Source organism: Thalassotalea agarivorans (assembly GCF_030295955.1).
Taxonomy (GTDB): Bacteria; Pseudomonadota; Gammaproteobacteria; order Enterobacterales; family Alteromonadaceae; genus Thalassotalea_D; species Thalassotalea_D agarivorans.
Map to the genome: position 1 here is coordinate 592,841 of NZ_AP027363.1, position 18,477 is coordinate 611,317.

Sequence of the window (18,477 nt, forward strand, 5' to 3'; positions counted from 1 at the left end):
AAAGGTTAGAGCCTTTTATTCAGCAATAATTGATTAGGAGTCTTATTCAATATGAAGAAAATCGCTGTTTTCGTTAGTGCCGCCTTATTAACAAGTACTGCTTCGTTAGCACCTCTTCCAGCAAGCGCATCTCTACCGACCGAAATTTTTAATCAATCTATGCCAAGCTTGGCTCCGATGTTGGAAAAGACGACGCCTGCCGTTGTTAGTATCGCTGTTCGCGGTACCCAAGAAGTACAGTCGAGAGTGCCAGAAATTTTTCGCTTTTTTGGTCAGCAAGAGCAAGGACCAAGAGAGCGCCCATTTCAGGGTTTAGGCTCTGGCGTCATCATTGATGCAAAAGAAGGGTATATTGTTACTAACGCTCACGTAGTTGATCAGGCCGACGAGATTCAGGTGACCTTAAAAGATGGCCGCCAATTTGACGCTAAAAAAATTGGGCAAGACAAAGACAGTGATATTGCCTTGCTTCAAATCGATGCGAACGAGTTAACAGCTATTAAAGTAGCTGATTCAGACGCATTACGTGTTGGTGACTTCACTGTTGCTATTGGTAATCCGTTTGGTTTAGGTCAAACCGTTACCTCAGGTATTGTCAGTGCTTTAGGTCGCTCAGGGTTGAATATCGAAAACTATGAGAATTTCATTCAGACCGACGCTGCAATAAACAGTGGTAACTCTGGTGGTGCGTTAGTTAACTTGCGCGGTGAACTTATTGGTATCAATACCGCAATTCTGGCGCCAAGCGGCGGTAATGTCGGCATTGGTTTTGCTATTCCTAGTAACATGATGAATAACCTTGTTAGCCAACTTATCGAGTATGGTGAGGTTAATCGCGGCCGTTTAGGTGTTTCAGGTTACAGTGTAAATAGTGACGTAGCCAAAGCGATGGAACTAGATACTAACCAAGGTGGATTCATACAGGAAGTAGAACAAGGTAGTGCTGCCGAAGATGCTGGTATTCAAGCGGGCGACGTTATCATTAAAGTCAATGGTAAATCGGTCAAAACCTTTGAAGAAATCCGCGGAAAAATCGGCTCATTAGGTGCAGGTAAAAAAGTACAGCTAACCGTTGTTCGCGACGGCGACGAAAAATCATTTACCGTGACATTAAAGAAAGCGCAGGGCGATGATATCGCTGCAGAGCGCATTCACCCAATTTTCCAGGGCGTTGAACTAGAAAATCAAAGTTCGGGTATCTTGGTGAAAGAAATCGCACAAAATAGTCCTGCTAGGCGCGCTGGCTTACAAGTTGGTGATGTCATTCGTGGCGTTAACCGAACTGAAACTGATAATATTGCGCAGTTGAAATCATTTTTTGAAGACAACGATGGCATGGCGGTATTAAATGTTAATCGGGACGGTCGAAATTTATTTGTTCGCATCCAATAGGATTGTTTTAAAAGGCCCATTTAACGGCAATGCTGATCTATTAAGAATGTGATCAGTTGACCGATCCAAATGATCGTGCAAAATCCGTAGTCAGTTTTCTGATTACGGATTTTTTTATGCCTGCCTTCACCCAGTTTCACGATTTTATCGAAGAATCCCCAGTAGATATTGCCAAGTTAACCACCTTTTGTGAGCACATTCCTGACGATTGGGTTTATCAAGCGACAGGGTTGTCAGCCAAAGCTACAATCCGAAGACGGCGTTTGCCCAGTGATATGGTGCTTTGGTTGGTAGTTGGTATGGCATTTTTTAGAAACGAACCGATTGCTGAAGTAGCAAGGCGTATGAACATATGTGCTGAAGGCTTAGCTGATGAAAAACTTTTAGCTAAAAGTGCATTAACCGAAGCGAGAAAACGTCTTGGCTCTGAATCGATGGCATGGCTATTTAGGCAATGCAGCAACCAATGGGGATTAGAGCGTTACCCAGGTGACACTTGGCACGGCCTTCAGGTTTTTGCTGTTGATGGGGCTTTATTTCGCACAAATGATACGCCTGAATTACGTGAGCATTTCGGCTCTGGAAATACGAGCACAAATCGGCAAACGCCATTTCCTATGTTAAGGCTCGTGACGCTAATGAATGTTCGCTCTCATGTGATTGTTGATGGCGATATAAGCCCTTATCGAAAAGGTGAAATTCCTCTCGCAAAGGGGTTCATGGATAAGTTGCCAGATAACTCAGTTACCCTACTAGACAAAGGTTTCTATAGCGCAGAGCTACTTCTGGGTATAAACAAACTGGGAGACAACAGTCATTGGCTTATTCCCGCAAGAAAAGGTTTAAAGTACACGCTGCTCGACAAGCAAGAAAGTAATGACCAATTGGTCGAGATGAAGGTCTCCCCTCAGGCAAGAAAGAAGAATCCTGACTTACCGGAAACTTGGAAAGTTAGGGCTGTAACGTATGAAGTTGCTGGCAAAGTAAAAACGGTATTCACATCATTACCTCGTGATAAATACAACGCTCAAGATGTTGCCGAGTTATACCATGAGCGTTGGGAAATTGAGCTAGGTTACCGAGACATCAAATCATCAATGCAACACAATGCGATCACCCTTAGAAGCAAAACAGTTGATCTTGTATATCAAGAGTTATGGGGACTTGTGCTGGGTTACAACCTTGTTCGAAGAGAAGCTAGTCAAGCGGCCGTTTCTCATCAAAGAGCTCCTAACGAAATTAGTTTCAAATATGCTTGCCAGTTCATCGCCAGTCAATTGAAAGTGATGGCAAAAGCGCTATCACCTGGTAATACACCAAAACGATTAGCTCAGCTTCGAGGTGACTTGACCATGCTCTTCAAAGAAAACCGCCCTAGGCCATCAAGACCTAGGGCGGTAAAGATATCAAAGACCCGTTATCCAATTAATCGCAATGCTGCTCCACTAAAGTGAACAGCATTGCCATTTAACGGGCCTTTTTTTATGATAGACTTAAACAAATTTTAATTGTCAGTACATTCTTTTGAAAGCCTTAGATATTATAAAATATGTATTTAAATCAGCAAGCTATGGCGTTTTTATTGCGGTGTTGCTGTTGTTGTTCTTTCCTAAGTTGGCCGGTAATGTCGACGTATTCAGCGCTTTAACGAAAGCCGATGGAAATGGTCAACCTTTATCCTATGCCAAAGGGGTAAGTGTTGCGAGCCCGGCGGTCGTTAATATCTACTCCAAAGACTTTCAATCGTCGTCAGCATTTACCACCAGAGCACGCAATGTACAGCGCCTAGGTTCTGGCGTGATCATGGATCAAGCAGGGTTTATCTTAACTAACTTTCATGTTGTTCAAGGGGCAGATCAAATTGTTGTTGTTTTGCAAACTGGACAGCAATTTCCTGCAGAATTGATTGGTTACGATTATTTAACGGATCTCGCTGTATTGAAAGTTGCTGCTACTAACTTACCGGTCATACCACAAAATCTCGCATTGCAATCGAGAGTAGGGGATGTTGTGCTTGCAATTGGCAACCCACTCGATTTGGGTCAAACCGTGACCCAAGGTGTTATAAGTGCGACAGGTCGTAATGGGTTAAGTAGTAATTATTCAGAGTTTTTGCAAATGGATGCGGCGATCAATGAAGGTAATTCGGGCGGTGCATTAATTAATACCAATGGCGAACTTGTTGGTATTAACTCGTCTAAATTTAAGCAAAATAACCGTTTAAATCCGGTACAAGGTATCTTTTTTGCCATTCCTTATGAACTTGCATATAAAGTGATGACACAAATCATCGAAAAAGGGCGCGTCGTGCGCGGCTGGTTGGGCGTAGCTTCGGATTTTTATGAACCTAACTACAAAGGGTTTATCGTGCAAGATGTTACGCCAAATAGCCCAGCGTCAAAAGCGGGTATTAGAGTGAATGATTTGATTTTTTCTATCGACGGTAAACCGATAGATAGCATTCCACAAGCGCTCGACATTGTCGCGGAAACAGCGCCTGGTACACGCATAGATATTGGTTTGTATCGAGGCGATAGGAAAATTTCAGTACCAGTAATTATTCAAGAACGATTCTAAACGAAAAAGCGAGCCAACGGCTCGCTTTTTTATTCCGGCTCAACAAAGAACTTATTGTGCTGTAAAAATTCTGATTCCAGTTGATCAAGCATTTCTTCGGTTAATTCAACTTTGTCGTTTACTGGCTGAGAAATTTTATGATTCTCTTCCGCCCAATCACCTAAATCAATCAGCTTACATCGTTCGCTACAAAAAGGTCTAAAACTGTTTTCAGGTAACCATTTCACTTGCTTTTCGCAGGTTGGGCAATTTACTTTTAACGTCATTTAATTCGTCAATGTGTGCTTATTTGATGAAGCAAATTATAAAGCTTTCGAAAAATTGCGCAATTTTAACAGACGCGAAAGGTCGATATTCATAAGTAATGCCTACTGTATAGTTAACTGTACAATAGAGTAATTACTCTGTAATAAAATTAAGAATAAATACTCTAATCTTGCTTTAAATGGTGATTTTACCCCGTTATAATGCGCGCGATTTTACTAAATATGTAATTTAATTTCATAAATAATGACTACCGCGACAAACGACACCTTTAACAGTTCACCTTCACCGAAGCAAAATCACTCGCCACTAGAGGACTTTTTTGCATATTTTTGTGGTGGATTATTAGTAGCCTTAGGTATTTTACTTTTCAATAAGGTTGGCATTATTACTGGTGGCGTAGCAGGCCTTGCTTTGATCACCACTAAAGTAATACCGGTTAGCTTCGGTTTAGCGTTTTTCTTTATTAATTTACCTTTCTTTATTCTAGCGTGGATGCGCATGGGTAAACGATTTACGCTCAATAGTTTATTTTCTGTTACCTTAGTATCTGTCTTTTCTGACTATCTATATTTGTTTGTGGAAGTATCAGATATTACGCCTTTGTTTGCTGCCATTATGGGTGGTTTCTTGATTGGTATGGGCATGCTTGCCTTCTTTCGCCATCGCTCAAGCATAGGTGGCTTGGGGATATTAGCTATTTATGTTCAAGACGTTTTTAAGTTGCCTGCAGGTAGATTCTTAATGATTGTCGATGCCGCTATTTTGGTACTTGCTTTTACGGTTATGACACCTCACCTAGTACTACTATCAATACTTGGCGCTGCATTTCTTAATGTAATGATAATGCTTAACCATAAACCGGGTCGTTATCAGATCACATAAAAAAGTATTAGTGCTGCGAGCGACGAGCTTTGGGCAGCGTGATGAAGAAATCCACGTCCTTTGTTCCCTGTACTTTAAGTAAAGCGACTCTTTGACGGAGGAGATCCCGTGTAACGACATCACGGGATGACGGTGGAAGAAATTTGTAATTAGCTACGTGCTTCGAGCTACGTGCTGTGAGTATAACCCTCATTTCTAGATAAAAAAAAACGGGCTTTCGCCCGTTTTTTGTTAACTACATCTCTGCTATCTGAGCCTTTTGCTCTTCGAGTTTAGCGAGCGCTGTTTGCGCTTCGTTCAGCTTGTCTTTTTCCTTATTGATAACAGCTTCCGGTGCTTTGCTAACAAAGTTTTCGTTGTTTAGCTTACCTTCGACGCGTTGTACATCTTTGGCTAGCTTTTCGATTGCTTTGTTAAGGCGCGCGAGTTCGGCTTCTTTATCAATTAAACCTGCCATTGGGATAAGCAATGACATATCACCAATAACGGCAGTGGCCGATGCTGGGCCTTGCTCACCTTCTGCTAACACATCGACACTGTCGAGTTTGGCAAGAGACATTAAGAATGGTTTGTTTTGCTCAAGCTTACGAGCATCGTCAGCACTGACATTTTTCAGTAATACTGGCAATGGCTTACTTGGTGCTATATCCATTTCGCCGCGAATATTTCGAATTGCGACGATGAATTGCTTAACCCACTCTAAGTCTTCGATTGCCTGCGCATCTAGTTTATCCTGCTCAAATTGCGGGAAAGTTTGTAGCATAATGCTGTCGCCCTTCGCTGCAAACGAGGTTAGCGGGTAAACCTGTTGCCAAATTGTTTCAGTAATATAAGGCGTAATCGGATGCATTAATCGCAACAAGCCCTCAAGCACATTCACTAATGTATGGCGTGTACCACGTTGCTCTGCTTCATTGCCTTTGAACAACACCGGCTTAGTTAATTCTAAATACCAGTCACAGAACTGATTCCAAGTGAATTCGTAAAGTGCTTGTGAAGCTAAATCGAATCTAAACGAAGCAAAGGCTTCGTGCACCGTTTTTACCGTTTGTTGGAACTGACCGATAATCCAACGATCAGCAAGAGAAAGCGTCATCTCGCCGCCATCTTTACCGCAATCTTGTCCCTCAGTATTCATCAGTACATAACGTGATGCGTTCCAAAGTTTGTTACAGAAATTGCGGTAACCGTCTAAACGTTTCATATCCCAGTTGATATCACGACCGGTAGAGGCAAGTGCCGTTAAGGTGAAGCGCAATGCGTCTGTTCCGTGGGCTTCAATTCCGTCTGGAAACTGTTTACGAGTCGCTTTTTCGATTTTCTTAGCTAGCTGTGGCTGCATCATGTTGCCGGTACGCTTTTCTAGTAAATCGTCTAACGAAATACCATCGATCATATCAAGCGGATCAATAACATTACCTTTTGACTTCGACATTTTTTGGCCGTCATCATCACGGATAAGACCAGTCACATAGACTTTCTTGAAAGGTACTTGCGCTGTGCCATCTTCGTCCTTTATAAAATGCATCGTCATCATGATCATGCGGGCAACCCAGAAGAATATGATGTCAAAACCGGTTACTAGTACATCAGTAGGGTGGAACATCTTTAATTCTGGTGTTTCTTCTGGCCAACCTAGGGTAGAAAAGGTCCATAAAGCGGAAGAAAACCAAGTATCAAGTACGTCATCGTCTTGAGACAGGTTAACTGAAGCATCTAAACCGTGTTTTTCACGCACTTCTTCTTCGCTGCGACCAACATAAACCTTGCCTGAATCATCATACCAAGCTGGAATACGGTGACCCCACCAAAGTTGACGTGAAATACACCAGTCTTGGATATCACGCATCCAAGCAAAATACATGTTTTCGTATTGCTTAGGAACAAACTCGATATCACCATTTTCAACGGCTTTAATTGCAGGCTCTGCAAGCGGTGCTACACGCACATACCATTGGTCAGTTAGAAGCGGTTCAATAATAACACCACTACGATCGCCATATGGTGCAACTAGGTCGTGGTCTTTAATGCTTTCTAACAAGCCAAGCTCGTCGAACTTAGCAACAATGGCCTTACGGGCGTCGAAACGATCTAATCCTGCAAACTCGGCAGGTAATGCAACGTCAAAGTCATCAGAAGGTTCACCATTGGTGTTGTACACTTCTGCTTCGCTTAGTACGGCGGCATCTTTATCGAAAATGTTGATCATGGCTAAGCCACAACGCTTACCCACTTCGTTATCATTGAAATCGTGTGCTGGTGTAATTTTTACACAACCAGTGCCCTTTTCCATGTCAGCATGTTCGTCGCCAACAATAGGAATTAGACGATTAACAAGTGGCAGTAACACGTGTTGGCCAATAAGGTCTTTGTAACGCGGATCTTCCGGGTTTACCGCAACGCCGGTATCACCCAACATGGTTTCAGGGCGAGTTGTTGCAACCACAAGGTAATCTTTACCCTCGGCAGTTTTTGCACCGTTAGCTAGTGGATAGCGTAAGTGCCACATGTTGCCTTTTTTGTCTTTGTTTTCAACTTCAAGATCGGAAATTGCTGTGTGCAGTTTTGGATCCCAGTTCACTAGACGTTTACCGCGGTAAATAAGGTCGTCTTGATATAAACGAACGAAGACTTCTTGAACAGCTTCCGACAAACCGTCATCCATAGTGAAGCGTTCACGTTGCCAATCAATAGAGTTACCTAGACGGCGCATTTGTTGGCTAATTGTGCCACCCGATTGCGCCTTCCATTCCCAAATTTTGTCGATAAACGCGTCGCGACCGTAGTCGTGTCTAGTTTTGTTTTCCTCGGCACCAATTTTGCGCTCTACCACCATTTGTGTGGCAATACCAGCGTGGTCAGTACCTGACTGCCATAGCGTATTTTTGCCTTGCATACGTTGATAACGAATCAAGGTATCCATAATGGTTTGCTGGAAGGCATGGCCCATATGCAGGCTGCCAGTCACGTTTGGTGGTGGAATAGCGATACAATAACCGTCGCCTTCACCTGTAGGGCTAAAGTAGCCTTTCTCTTCCCAGCTTTGGTAGAGCTGTTGTTCTATATCAGAAGGATTAAATGTTTTTTCCATCAGATTGTCCGAAAATATTAATGCATTACTACAATATTGACTTTAATGCGCTACAAGGCTTGTGCTGTCGTTACGTTTACGCCATGTTGACGTAAAAATTTGAAGCGTTCTCTTGCGTCTTGTTTGGCCTGCGTTGGCGCAGGCACGAAGTCAATTATCTGCTCAAAATGTGCAGCAAAGTTTGGAACCGTGCTAGACAAATTGATTAAAACTTGGCGCGAATTACTGGGCGCTTGCCAGCTAATTTCAACCCATGCGCCGGTATCTGGGCCTTCACCAGGTAAATTGTGTGGCACAAAACTATCAGCGTCGAACGACCATAGCAGTTCATCTACTTGTTCGGCCGTTGCGCGATCGTCTGTGTAAACAAATGCTCGTTTATTGGCGCGATAACACGCGAGTGCTTGCAAGCAAGCTTGCTGCAAAGTGTCCTCTGCTTGCGTGTTATCGGGCAACAAATAAAACGTTGCATTTATTTGCGATGCATCCACCAATTATTCGCCTTGTTCTTGTCCACTGCGATTCAATAAAAATTGCGTCAACATGTTCACAGGGCGACCAGTAGAGCCTTTGTTTTTGCCACCACTGTTCCAAGCTGTACCCGCTACGTCTAGGTGAGCCCAGTGGTACTTCTTGGTGAATTTAGACAAGAATGCTGCGGCTGTAATTGTTCCTGCAGGACGGCCACCTAAGTTAGTAAAATCCGCAAACGGACTTTCTAATTGCTCGTGATATTCATCCCACAGTGGCAGGCGCCACGCTCGGTCACCACTTTGATCTGACGCATTTAACAATTCATGCGCTAGCGGGTTATGTGTACTTAATAGGCCTGTGGCATGCTTACCTAAGGCAATCACACAAGCGCCGGTAAGTGTTGCAACGTCGATGACACACTCTGGTTCATAACGCTCGACATAAGTGAGCGCGTCACATAGCACTAAACGACCTTCAGCATCGGTGTTTAGTACTTCCACTGTTTGGCCTGACATTGTCGTTAAAATGTCGCCTGGGCGATATGCGTTGCCACCTGGCATATTTTCGCAACCAGCAAGTATACCGATAACGTTAATTGGCAGGTTTAATTCTGCAAGCGCATGCATTGCACCAAGTACACCTGCAGCGCCACCCATGTCAAACTTCATCTCGTCCATGCCTTCGCCTGGCTTCAATGAAATACCACCCGTATCAAAGGTCAGGCCTTTACCAACGAGCACGATAGGTGCGGAATCGTCATCGATACCTTTGTATTTGATAATACTCATAATCGATTCATTTTCACTGCCGCGGCCAACAGCTAAGTATGATCCCATACCTAGTGCTTCCATTTCTTTTTCACCGATAATTTCAGTGGTTACGTTGGCATACTCGTCTGCCAGAATATTCGCTTGTTCTGCCAAGTAAGCAGGGTTACAAATATTTGGTGGCAAATTAGCGACATTCTTACAGGTCGTTGTGCCTTCTGAAATAGCTAGTCCATGGTTGATCGCACGTTCGCCTATAGCTAATTCGCGACGAGTTGGCACGTTGAATACGATTTTACGAAGAGGACGACGAGGCTCAGCTTTGCGCGTTTTTAAAGAATCGAAGCTGTATAGGCAATCTTGTGTTGCTTCTACAGCTTGGCGCACTTTCCAATATGTGTCGCGTCCTTTAACATGAAGTTCAGATAAAAAGCAGACAGCTTCCATAGAACCCGTTTCGTTCAACGTATTAATCGTTTTACTAATGATTTGTTTGTATTGACGCTCATCTAGTTCACGTTCTTTACCACAACCAACAAGTAAGACACGCTCACTCAAAATATTAGGAACTTGATGTAGTAAAAGCATTTGCCCAGGCTTACCTTCTAGGTCGCCACGGCGAAGCAAGTTACTGATATAGCCTTCACTAATTTCATCTAGTTGTTCGGCGATACCAGAAAGTCGACGTGGTTCAAATACACCTACGACGATACATGCACTGCGTTGCTTTTCAGGGCTTCCGCTTTTTACACTGAACTCCATACGTTCTCCTTAGTACTTATAATCATGAATCGGCTGATATAAGCGAGTAAATTTATTATTTTGTGGCTTTCAATTATGTTGCTTATTGCAAGCCATCACTTTGTTCAAAAGTGCTATATTATAGCTTCTGTACGCTAAATGATCTAATTTAGCTATACATTAATTTGTTATAAAAACACCAAGTTTACTCAAAATATAACTAATTAGCACAATAAATCTAAGTTATTCAGCAGATTTTTTAATCAGAAAAGCGTTTTTTTTAATTATTTTTCAATTTCTTTACCTGGCTTTTCGCTTGGTGATTGAAAAGCCCGCCTTTCTAAGCCAAAATAATATGTAGCAATCGGCAATGCCGCCTACTGTTATTGATAAAACAAAGCAGTTATTAAAAAAAGGCTGATCAAACCCAGTGATCATATTTAGATATTTACTAAAGGACGTTGCAAAAACGCAGTTTGCTGTGTTTTTTGTACTGATGACGATCTTTATCAGCCAAAAATTCGTCTCGATATTGGGCGACGCTTCTGAAGGTGGTATACCTGGCCATATGGTGATGATCTTCATCGGTCTAAAAACACCTGATCTTGCCGGCATGATGCTTCCTCTCAGTTTATTTTTGGGTATTTTGCTTGCCTACGGCCGTATTTATGCCGAAAGTGAAATGACCGTACTACATGCCTGTGGTGTTAGTGAATGGTATGTTGTGCGTATCACCCTAATTCTCGCTTTTATTACCGCAATGTTAACCGGCTTATTCACCTTGTACTTGGGCCCAATGGCATCCGAATACGAATATCAGGTTAAGGAAAAGTTGGCCGCAGATTCTGGCTTAAGCACATTAGTCGCAGGGCGATTCCAGCGAACTGGAAATGAAGACGCTGTTGTCTTTATTCACGACAAGGACCGCAATAGTAATGAATTACAAAAAGTATTCGTTGCACAGCTGCCAAAAAAAGAAGATGACAATACCAGTATTATTCAATCGAGTTTAGTGTATGCAACCGCGGGTAAAGTGATCGAATCAGAAGGTGGTTCGCAAGAGCTTATTTTGGGTAAAGGTAAGCGTTATCAACAAGATGAGAACAATAGTGAATTCTCTGTGGTGTCGTTTGATGAATACCATATTCAAATACAAGACCAAAAAGTAGAACAACGACGCCGTAAAGTCAGCGCCGTATCAACTATCGATCTGTTTACAGAGGAAGGGCCTGAATATAAAGCGGCAATCCATTGGCGACTAGCCTTTCCTATAGCCTGTTTAATTCTAACTTTTGTCGCTGTGCCACTTAGCGTGGTGAATCCAAGGCAAGGTAAATTTGCCAAGCTTGTGCCAGCATTGCTGCTGTTTTTAACGTATTTCCTCATTTTAACATCGCTTCGTTCTGGCCTGGAAAGTGGCGTAATTCCAAACACCATTGGCATGTGGCCGGTCCATGCAGTTGCTGGGTTGCTCGGTATCTCCTTGCTAATGCGTGAACGCACCAGCGGCCGCCGTTTAAAAGCAAAAGTTAAGCGTAAGCGGGGGGCTCAATAGTGCGTATTTTAGATATGTATATTGGCCGCGTGTTAGCGTCGACAACGTTTATTACATTGTGCGTTTTTGTCAGTGTGTCAGGCATTATTAAATTTGTTGAGCAAATGCGAGCGGTAGGGCGAGGCAACTACGATCTTGCCCATGCAGCGCTTTATGTGTTTTATGCTATTCCACGTGATATTGAAATATTTTTTCCAATGGCGGCACTTATTGGTGGCTTAATTGGCATTGGCATGTTGGCCAGCAATAGCGAACTGGTTGTTATGCAAGCAGCGGGACTATCGCGATTAGCCATCATTAAATCTGTGATGAAAACCGCCATCATTCTTATCTTATGCTCGATGGCAATCGGCGAATGGTTAGCACCTAAGGGTGAAGCTGCAGCTCGAGAAATTCGCGCGCAAGCGATATCTGGCGGCAGTTTGATTTCCTCTTCATCGGGTATTTGGGCGAAAGACGGAGATTATTTTGTTCATATTGGCGAAGTGCTTGATAAAGGCGCATTAAAAGATGTTCAAATTTATAAGTTCGACCAAAACCTGCAACTGACCAGTTGGCTGCATGCTGAAGATGCCAATTACATTGGTAAAAGCTGGCAACTAACAGAAGTCACCGACACCTATTTATCGGACACACAAGTAGAAACAAAGCAGTATCAAGACTATGTGTGGACATCCACGTTAACGCCTGACAAATTGGGTGTGGTAACCGTAAAACCAGAAGCCTTGTCGGTACAAGGTCTGTTCGATTACTTAGATTATCTTGAAGCCAATGGCCAAGATACCAGTCGATACATGTTGGCGTTCTGGCGCAAGGTTATTCAACCATTAACGGTTGCTGTCATGTTACTTGTTGCCTTGTCGTTCATCTTTGGTCCTTTGCGCTCGGTGTCAATGGGCGCAAGAATTATGATGGGCGTGTTCACCGGTATATTGTTTTATATCGCCAACCAAGTGATGGGTTCAATGGCGCTTGTTTACAACTTACCCCCCTTGCTCGGTGCGTTGCTCCCTAGTGCAATCTTTGTCGCTGTCGCGGTTTATTTGATGCGGCGGAAAGTGGGTTAAAAAGGTAATAGGGGCACGCAGCGAAGCTGCAGGGTACGAGGAGCAAGAAAAACGTCGTCATCCCGTGACGTTGTTACACGGGATCTTCAAGAAAAAGGTATAAGGAACGAGTAAAACCTTGTTCTACCCGCAGCACGCAGCTCAAAGCACGAGGCAAATAATTGGTACCACTAATTATAAGCGCCCTCTATTGGCTTCCAGTGAAAGCACAACAACTTCAGTGTCTGTTAATCTATCTTGCAAACTTAGCTTGTTTTTACGATCGAAAATCACCAGCAAATTACCGAGTCCTAATAAGGTTGGCAACAAGCGTTTGAATCCTGTTTTTTTGCTGATCAAGCTACCGTCTTGATTTTGCAGTTTTAAACGCCAAGCTCGCATGCCTAATGTCTGGCCACTGCGTGCCCAAAAGAATACAAAAAACAAGGCGACCCACGCGATGTTCCAGCCATAAACAAGGGTGTTGTAAACAATTGAGGAACGCTGTAGGTCGATGGCGTGTTCAAAGCCTTGATTCGGAATCACTTGGTAGGCAAACAAGGCGCCAAAAATACCAAAGCTAATTCCACCAGCAACCATATACACGGCTACAGCAAGTAGAAAGTCATACACCCAAGCACCAAATCTACGCATAAAACCGGCGCGAGGAAATTCTCCAGAAGTAGGGGAAACAGACAAGGTTCATTCTCATTGATAAGCAATGCAGCGATTTTATCATTAGCAGACAGATCTGTTAATAGTTCGATTGCCGCACAAAAAATCGCCGGTTAATCGAGACGATGCAATAAAACGGTTGCTATGCGTAATTGATCTCGTATAATGCCATTCTCTTTAGGAGCAATCCTAAAAGTCATGTGTTGCCGGAGTGGTGGAATTGGTAGACACGACGGATTCAAAATCCGTTGCCTTTGCGGGCGTGACGGTTCAAGTCCGTCCTCCGGTACCATTAACCCTTATAATTTAAGGGTTTCAGGGGTCTTTTTTGTTGTACCCAACATAAAACCCAACAAAAAGAAAAAGTCTAATTTAACTCCCATTTTTTCCTTTACAAATACCTAAATAGAGTTTCTTAAACTACTACATTAGTCATACATTCGTGTTTTCCAATTTTTTACTTAACCTTTTGTTATTGCTGACATTTATTAGAGCATCAAAAGTTTTTGGTACTCATACATTGCAGTTTACAATTGCCACTTAAAACCGAGGTGATTATAGTAGTCGAAACGGTGAAGAAAGGAATCTAGACGTAACTTATGCAAAGAGACGCGAAATACTTTGGTAAATGTGATCATTGTTGTGGTTGGTTGGATTTTATATACGACATACCGCAAGAGAGAAATGACTTTTGCCGCTGCCCATACAGTATCAAAACCGTAACTGTTCGTAGAAATGTGCCAGAAGAGAACTTCTTAAGTCTTCCTGACTATATGAAGCCTGTAAAGCCTTACCCGTGGCTTATTCGTTATTCAGTGAAGGTCGCAATACTTTGTTTGCTGATATGGTTGTTTGTGTAGCATGAAAGCAGTACACCCTTTAGCAGACTTATTGAACCAGTCACAAAAACTATATCAAGATATAGATAAAATCTTTGATGTAGGACCCTATGACCTAAACCGAAGAACAATTGCCAGCAAGTTGATAGCGCAGGTAGCAGTCGAACATTGGTCTAGCCTGATGCTCCTAATTGAAAAAGAAAACTATACAACGGCTATAGGTGTGTTTCGCTTGCAACTAGAATCAGTTGTTAGAGCTACCTGGCTGTTGTACGCCGCTTCAGACTCACACATTAGGAAATTGACTGATGGTAAGGCCCTAGTTCACTAAACAGTTCTTAGCTTTATAATATATAAAACTAAGAGGTGTAATAATGAGCCGTCAGCGCTATACAGAAGAATTTAAAATCCAAGCAGTCAAACAAGTAACAGAGCAAGGTCACTCGATGACTTCCGTTGCTGAGCGATTGGGAGTCAGCTACAAGTCCATTCATGATTGGGTAAAAAGATATTCCAAGCCCGCCAAGCAGCGTCAAGTAGATGATGCCCAATCTGATGAAATACGTCGCTTAAAAGCCGAATTAAAGCGGGTTACAATGGAACGTGACATCTTAAAGGAGGCCGCCGTGTACTTTGCAGGGGAGTCAAAGAAAAGTACACGTTCGTGAAATCTCGACTCAAGCAATATCCTGTCGAGTTAATGTGTCAGGTTCTTAACATCAACCGCAGTGGTTTTTATGCCTGGCAGAAAAAGCCATTGAGTAATCGTGCAATCGAAGACCAAAGGCTGTTGGGCAAGATTAAACAATTCTGGCTCGAAAGTGGCTGTACCTATGGTTATCGCAATATCACGATTGACTTGAAAAATGATGGTGAGATATGCGGTAAAAATCGCATCCATCGGATAATGCGAACCAATAAAATTAAAGCTATCAGAGGTTACAAACGCCACCGAGGCTTTGGAAATAATAAACAACATCCCGCAGCGCCTAACACTTTAAATAGGGAGTTCAAGGTGAATAAGCCCGATCAAACGTGGGTGACAGATTTCACATATATCCGCACTTACGAGGGGTGGCTATATCTCACGGTTGTGATTGACTTATTTTCTCGAAAAGTCGTTGGCTGGACGATGAAAAGCAGCCCCAAATCTGACCTAGTAATCGATGCTTTACTGATGGCCGTATGGCGTCGAAGACCACAAAGTAAGGTGCTGGTTCACTCTGATCAGGGAGTCCAATATACCTCCTCTGATTGGCGTAGCTTCTTAAAAGAGCACAACTTGGAAGCTAGCATGAGTCGGAAAGGTAATTGCCATGATAACGCCGTGGCGGAGAGCTTTTTCTCATTGCTCAAGAAGGACAGAGTTAAACGTAAGATCTATAAAACCCGTGACGAAGCAAGGGCTGAGATATTTGACTACATTGAATGTTTCTACAATTCAAAAAGAAATCATGGTACAAATGGTGGTGTTTCTCCAAACGAATTTGAGAAACGTTATTTTAAGGAGCTAGAAACTGTCTAGAATTCTGGGGCCTTACCACTTCAAACGTAACAATATAAGAAAAAATACGATTTCGGCGAAGTAATAATTCGGCGAAGTAATAAAATGTTGAGAAAAACAATCAAAGGCACTATAAACCAAAGCATTTTTTTGTTGATTTGTTTATTTTTGTTCAATGCCTACGTTTTCATCGAAATTTTTTATCTTAAAAGAGTTTCTATGGGCTCAGGGGTCACTTATTATTCTGAAAGCCCTATGGCATTCTATTTCGGTTCATTTTTAGAACTGAGTATGATTTTGATAATTGATTTCTTAAGTATTCAGACGATGCGAGTAGTGTTTAAGTACCACTTTAGGCGAAGATCGAAGAAAAATTAATGCAAAGAAGCCTCGCAATAGCGGCAATGCTGTTCACTTTAGTGGAGCAGCATTGCGATTAATTGGATAACGGGTCTTTGATATCTTTACCGCCCTAGGTCTTGATGGCCTAGGGCGGTTTTCTTTGAAGAGCATGGTCAAGTCACCTCGAAGCTGAGCTAATCGTTTTGGTGTATTACCAGGTGATAGCGCTTTTGCCATCACTTTCAATTGACTGGCGATGAACTGGCAAGCATATTTGAAACTAATTTCGTTAGGAGCTCTTTGATGAGAAACGGCCGCTTGACTAGCTTCTCTTCGAACAAGGTTGTAACCCAGCACAAGTCCCCATAACTCTTGATATACAAGATCAACTGTTTTGCTTCTAAGGGTGATCGCATTGTGTTGCATTGATGATTTGATGTCTCGGTAACCTAGCTCAATTTCCCAACGCTCATGGTATAACTCGGCAACATCTTGAGCGTTGTATTTATCACGAGGTAATGATGTGAATACCGTTTTTACTTTGCCAGCAACTTCATACGTTACAGCCCTAACTTTCCAAGTTTCCGGTAAGTCAGGATTCTTCTTTCTTGCCTGAGGGGAGACCTTCATCTCGACCAATTGGTCATTACTTTCTTGCTTGTCGAGCAGCGTGTACTTTAAACCTTTTCTTGCGGGAATAAGCCAATGACTGTTGTCTCCCAGTTTGTTTATACCCAGAAGTAGCTCTGCGCTATAGAAACCTTTGTCTAGTAGGGTAACTGAGTTATCTGGCAACTTATCCATGAACCCCTTTGCGAGAGGAATTTCACCTTTTCGATAAGGGCTTATATCGCCATCAACAATCACATGAGAGCGAACATTCATTAGCGTCACGAGCCTTAACATAGGAAATGGCGTTTGCCGATTTGTGCTCGTATTTCCAGAGCCGAAATGCTCACGTAATTCAGGCGTATCATTTGTGCGAAATAAAGCCCCATCAACAGCAAAAACCTGAAGGCCGTGCCAAGTGTCACCTGGGTAACGCTCTAATCCCCATTGGTTGCTGCATTGCCTAAATAGCCATGCCATCGATTCAGAGCCAAGACGTTTTCTCGCTTCGGTTAATGCACTTTTAGCTAAAAGTTTTTCATCAGCTAAGCCTTCAGCACATATGTTCATACGCCTTGCTACTTCAGCAATCGGTTCGTTTCTAAAAAATGCCATACCAACTACCAACCAAAGCACCATATCACTGGGCAAACGCCGTCTTCGGATTGTAGCTTTGGCTGACAACCCTGTCGCTTGATAAACCCAATCGTCAGGAATGTGCTCACAAAAGGTGGTTAACTTGGCAATATCTACTGGGGATTCTTCGATAAAATCGTGAAACTGGGTGAAGGCAGGCATAAAAAAATCCGTAATCAGAAAACTGACTACGGATTTTGCACGATCATTTGGATCGGTCAACTGATCACATTCTTAATAGATCAGCATTGCGCAATAGCGGGGCTTTTTAATGTGTGCAATGGTCCAAGGTTATTGGAAGGGTGGTCCTGTTAAATTGGAACTGCGGTCCTGTTGATTTGGATTGCTGGCCGTTTTGGGTGGAATATACAGTTAGAATCAAATAAGCCCCAGCGGGCGCTGAGGCTTATTGAAAAAGAGTGCTTAGCAAGACGAGGTTTCGATCATGACCTGATCGTCGGCCCCTTGTGCGTATCTTACATAGCAATTTAATGATTCAGGTTTATCGTTGTAATAAAGATAAAAACCTAAATCGGTAACACCTGGTGCTAAGTCAAATGTCTCTGGCATATCAAATAGTGCATTGACTTGTTCTTCCAGCCGAAAAACATCAAATGCCGGCTCAATGTCATTGATAATGCCAATGTCTACACCATTAATCTCAACGTAACCCTCTGTGCGAATTGGTCCTAAATCACCATCAGGCACAGGTTTTACATTGTTTCTATTTAGCGCTTTTGCGGCAAACAAATCGAGACCACTCTCGATTGCACCTTTCGCGCCGTTTAACACAGCAATCTTTGCGTCTTTGTTTATATCAACAAACTTCGGGGCAGCGACTACTGATAAAATACCAAGAAGTACAATAACTATCACAAGCTCAATTAGCGTAAAGCCTTGCACTTTTGTGTTGACTGCTTTCATGTTGTTTATCTCTGATAAAACTGGCTACTATTTAGCCGGCGCGCATTTTGCGCTTAATCAAAACTAAAGCAATCTATTTTTTGTAAAAGGTATAGAAGAAGGTGTAATGTTTTGTACGTGATCCCGTTAATACTATTGGACGGCACAGCTAATAAG

At 42.7% G+C, this 18,477-nt stretch carries 16 protein-coding genes and 1 tRNA gene; 10 read left to right on the forward strand and 7 right to left on the reverse strand.

Going from position 1 to position 18,477, the window contains the following annotated elements; all coding sequences use genetic code 11:
- Positions 1 to 51 precede the first annotated feature (51 nt).
- From QUD85_RS02775 to QUD85_RS02785, 3 genes are all read left to right on the forward strand, one after another.
- A complete protein-coding gene (locus tag QUD85_RS02775; protein WP_093330211.1) occupies positions 52 to 1,392 on the forward strand; it encodes a DegQ family serine endoprotease in 1,341 nt (446 codons plus the stop codon).
- A 116-nt stretch (positions 1,393 to 1,508) separates the two neighbouring features.
- On the forward strand, positions 1,509 to 2,846 hold the full coding sequence (locus QUD85_RS02780; protein WP_093332494.1) for an IS4 family transposase: 1,338 nt from the start codon (positions 1,509 to 1,511) through the stop codon (positions 2,844 to 2,846).
- A 70-nt stretch (positions 2,847 to 2,916) separates the two neighbouring features.
- Positions 2,917 to 3,969 (forward strand): trypsin-like peptidase domain-containing protein, encoded by a 1,053-nt coding sequence (locus QUD85_RS02785; RefSeq protein WP_093332459.1) that lies wholly within the window; start codon positions 2,917 to 2,919, stop codon positions 3,967 to 3,969.
- Between the two features lie 29 nt (positions 3,970 to 3,998).
- Here QUD85_RS02785 and yacG read toward each other — a convergent pair whose 3' ends face one another.
- A complete protein-coding gene (yacG, locus tag QUD85_RS02790) occupies positions 3,999 to 4,235 on the reverse strand; it encodes a DNA gyrase inhibitor YacG (RefSeq protein WP_093332452.1) in 237 nt (78 codons plus the stop codon).
- A 244-nt stretch (positions 4,236 to 4,479) separates the two neighbouring features.
- Between yacG and QUD85_RS02795 the strand changes: the two genes are divergently transcribed.
- Positions 4,480 to 5,118 carry a YitT family protein gene (locus QUD85_RS02795; RefSeq protein WP_093332446.1) on the forward strand — a complete coding sequence of 213 codons (639 nt, stop codon included), beginning with the start codon at positions 4,480 to 4,482 and terminating at the stop codon, positions 5,116 to 5,118.
- A 235-nt stretch (positions 5,119 to 5,353) separates the two neighbouring features.
- Here QUD85_RS02795 and QUD85_RS02800 read toward each other — a convergent pair whose 3' ends face one another.
- Genes QUD85_RS02800 through pepA form a run of 3 tightly spaced genes read right to left on the reverse strand, consistent with a single transcriptional unit; the run spans position 5,354 to position 10,212 of the window.
- Positions 5,354 to 8,209, reverse strand: a complete 2,856-nt coding sequence (locus QUD85_RS02800) for a valine--tRNA ligase (RefSeq protein WP_093332444.1) — start codon at positions 8,207 to 8,209, stop codon at positions 5,354 to 5,356.
- A 50-nt stretch (positions 8,210 to 8,259) separates the two neighbouring features.
- Complete coding sequence (locus QUD85_RS02805) at positions 8,260 to 8,700, reverse strand: DNA polymerase III subunit chi (protein ID WP_245732157.1); 441 nt, start codon at positions 8,698 to 8,700, stop codon at positions 8,260 to 8,262.
- Positions 8,701 to 8,703: 3 nt separating this feature from the next.
- Positions 8,704 to 10,212 carry a leucyl aminopeptidase gene (pepA, locus tag QUD85_RS02810; RefSeq protein WP_093332438.1) on the reverse strand — a complete coding sequence of 503 codons (1,509 nt, stop codon included), beginning with the start codon at positions 10,210 to 10,212 and terminating at the stop codon, positions 8,704 to 8,706.
- A gap of 409 nt (positions 10,213 to 10,621) precedes the next feature.
- Here pepA and lptF point away from each other — a divergent pair, with 409 nt between their 5' ends.
- Together lptF and lptG are read left to right on the forward strand one after the other, a co-directional pair.
- Positions 10,622 to 11,746 (forward strand): LPS export ABC transporter permease LptF, encoded by a 1,125-nt coding sequence (gene lptF, locus QUD85_RS02815; RefSeq protein WP_093332432.1) that lies wholly within the window; start codon positions 10,622 to 10,624, stop codon positions 11,744 to 11,746.
- Complete coding sequence (lptG, locus tag QUD85_RS02820) at positions 11,743 to 12,813, forward strand: LPS export ABC transporter permease LptG (RefSeq protein ID WP_093332421.1); 1,071 nt, start codon at positions 11,743 to 11,745, stop codon at positions 12,811 to 12,813. Before lptF ends, lptG begins: the two co-directional genes overlap by 4 nt.
- A 174-nt stretch (positions 12,814 to 12,987) precedes the next feature.
- Here the strand turns inward: lptG and QUD85_RS02825 are convergent, their stop codons facing one another.
- Positions 12,988 to 13,491 carry an RDD family protein gene (locus QUD85_RS02825; RefSeq protein ID WP_245732156.1) on the reverse strand — a complete coding sequence of 168 codons (504 nt, stop codon included), beginning with the start codon at positions 13,489 to 13,491 and terminating at the stop codon, positions 12,988 to 12,990.
- A gap of 181 nt (positions 13,492 to 13,672) precedes the next feature.
- Here QUD85_RS02825 and QUD85_RS02830 point away from each other — a divergent pair.
- The 4 genes from QUD85_RS02830 (at position 13,673) to QUD85_RS02845 (ending at position 15,831) form a co-directional block, all read left to right on the forward strand.
- Positions 13,673 to 13,759, forward strand: a tRNA-Leu gene (locus tag QUD85_RS02830).
- A gap of 307 nt (positions 13,760 to 14,066) precedes the next feature.
- Positions 14,067 to 14,327: a hypothetical protein gene (locus tag QUD85_RS02835; RefSeq protein WP_143047984.1), complete on the forward strand. Its 261-nt coding sequence runs from the start codon at positions 14,067 to 14,069 to the stop codon at positions 14,325 to 14,327.
- Between the two features lies 1 nt (position 14,328).
- Positions 14,329 to 14,637, forward strand: a complete 309-nt coding sequence (locus QUD85_RS02840) for a DUF6988 family protein (protein WP_093332414.1) — start codon at positions 14,329 to 14,331, stop codon at positions 14,635 to 14,637.
- Between the two features lie 43 nt (positions 14,638 to 14,680).
- Positions 14,681 to 15,831 (forward strand): IS3 family transposase gene (locus QUD85_RS02845; RefSeq protein ID WP_286218627.1). Its coding sequence is split into 2 segments (ribosomal slippage): positions 14,681 to 14,915 and positions 14,915 to 15,831, totalling 1,152 coding nucleotides; the frame shifts between segments, so codons are not numbered across the junction.
- Positions 15,832 to 16,221: 390 nt separating this feature from the next.
- Here QUD85_RS02845 and QUD85_RS02850 read toward each other — a convergent pair.
- Positions 16,222 to 17,559, reverse strand: a complete 1,338-nt coding sequence (locus tag QUD85_RS02850; RefSeq protein WP_093332494.1) for an IS4 family transposase — start codon at positions 17,557 to 17,559, stop codon at positions 16,222 to 16,224.
- A 261-nt stretch (positions 17,560 to 17,820) separates the two neighbouring features.
- A complete protein-coding gene (locus tag QUD85_RS02855) occupies positions 17,821 to 18,321 on the reverse strand; it encodes a pilus assembly FimT family protein (RefSeq protein WP_093328040.1) in 501 nt (166 codons plus the stop codon).
- Between the last annotated feature and the right edge of the window lie 156 nt (positions 18,322 to 18,477).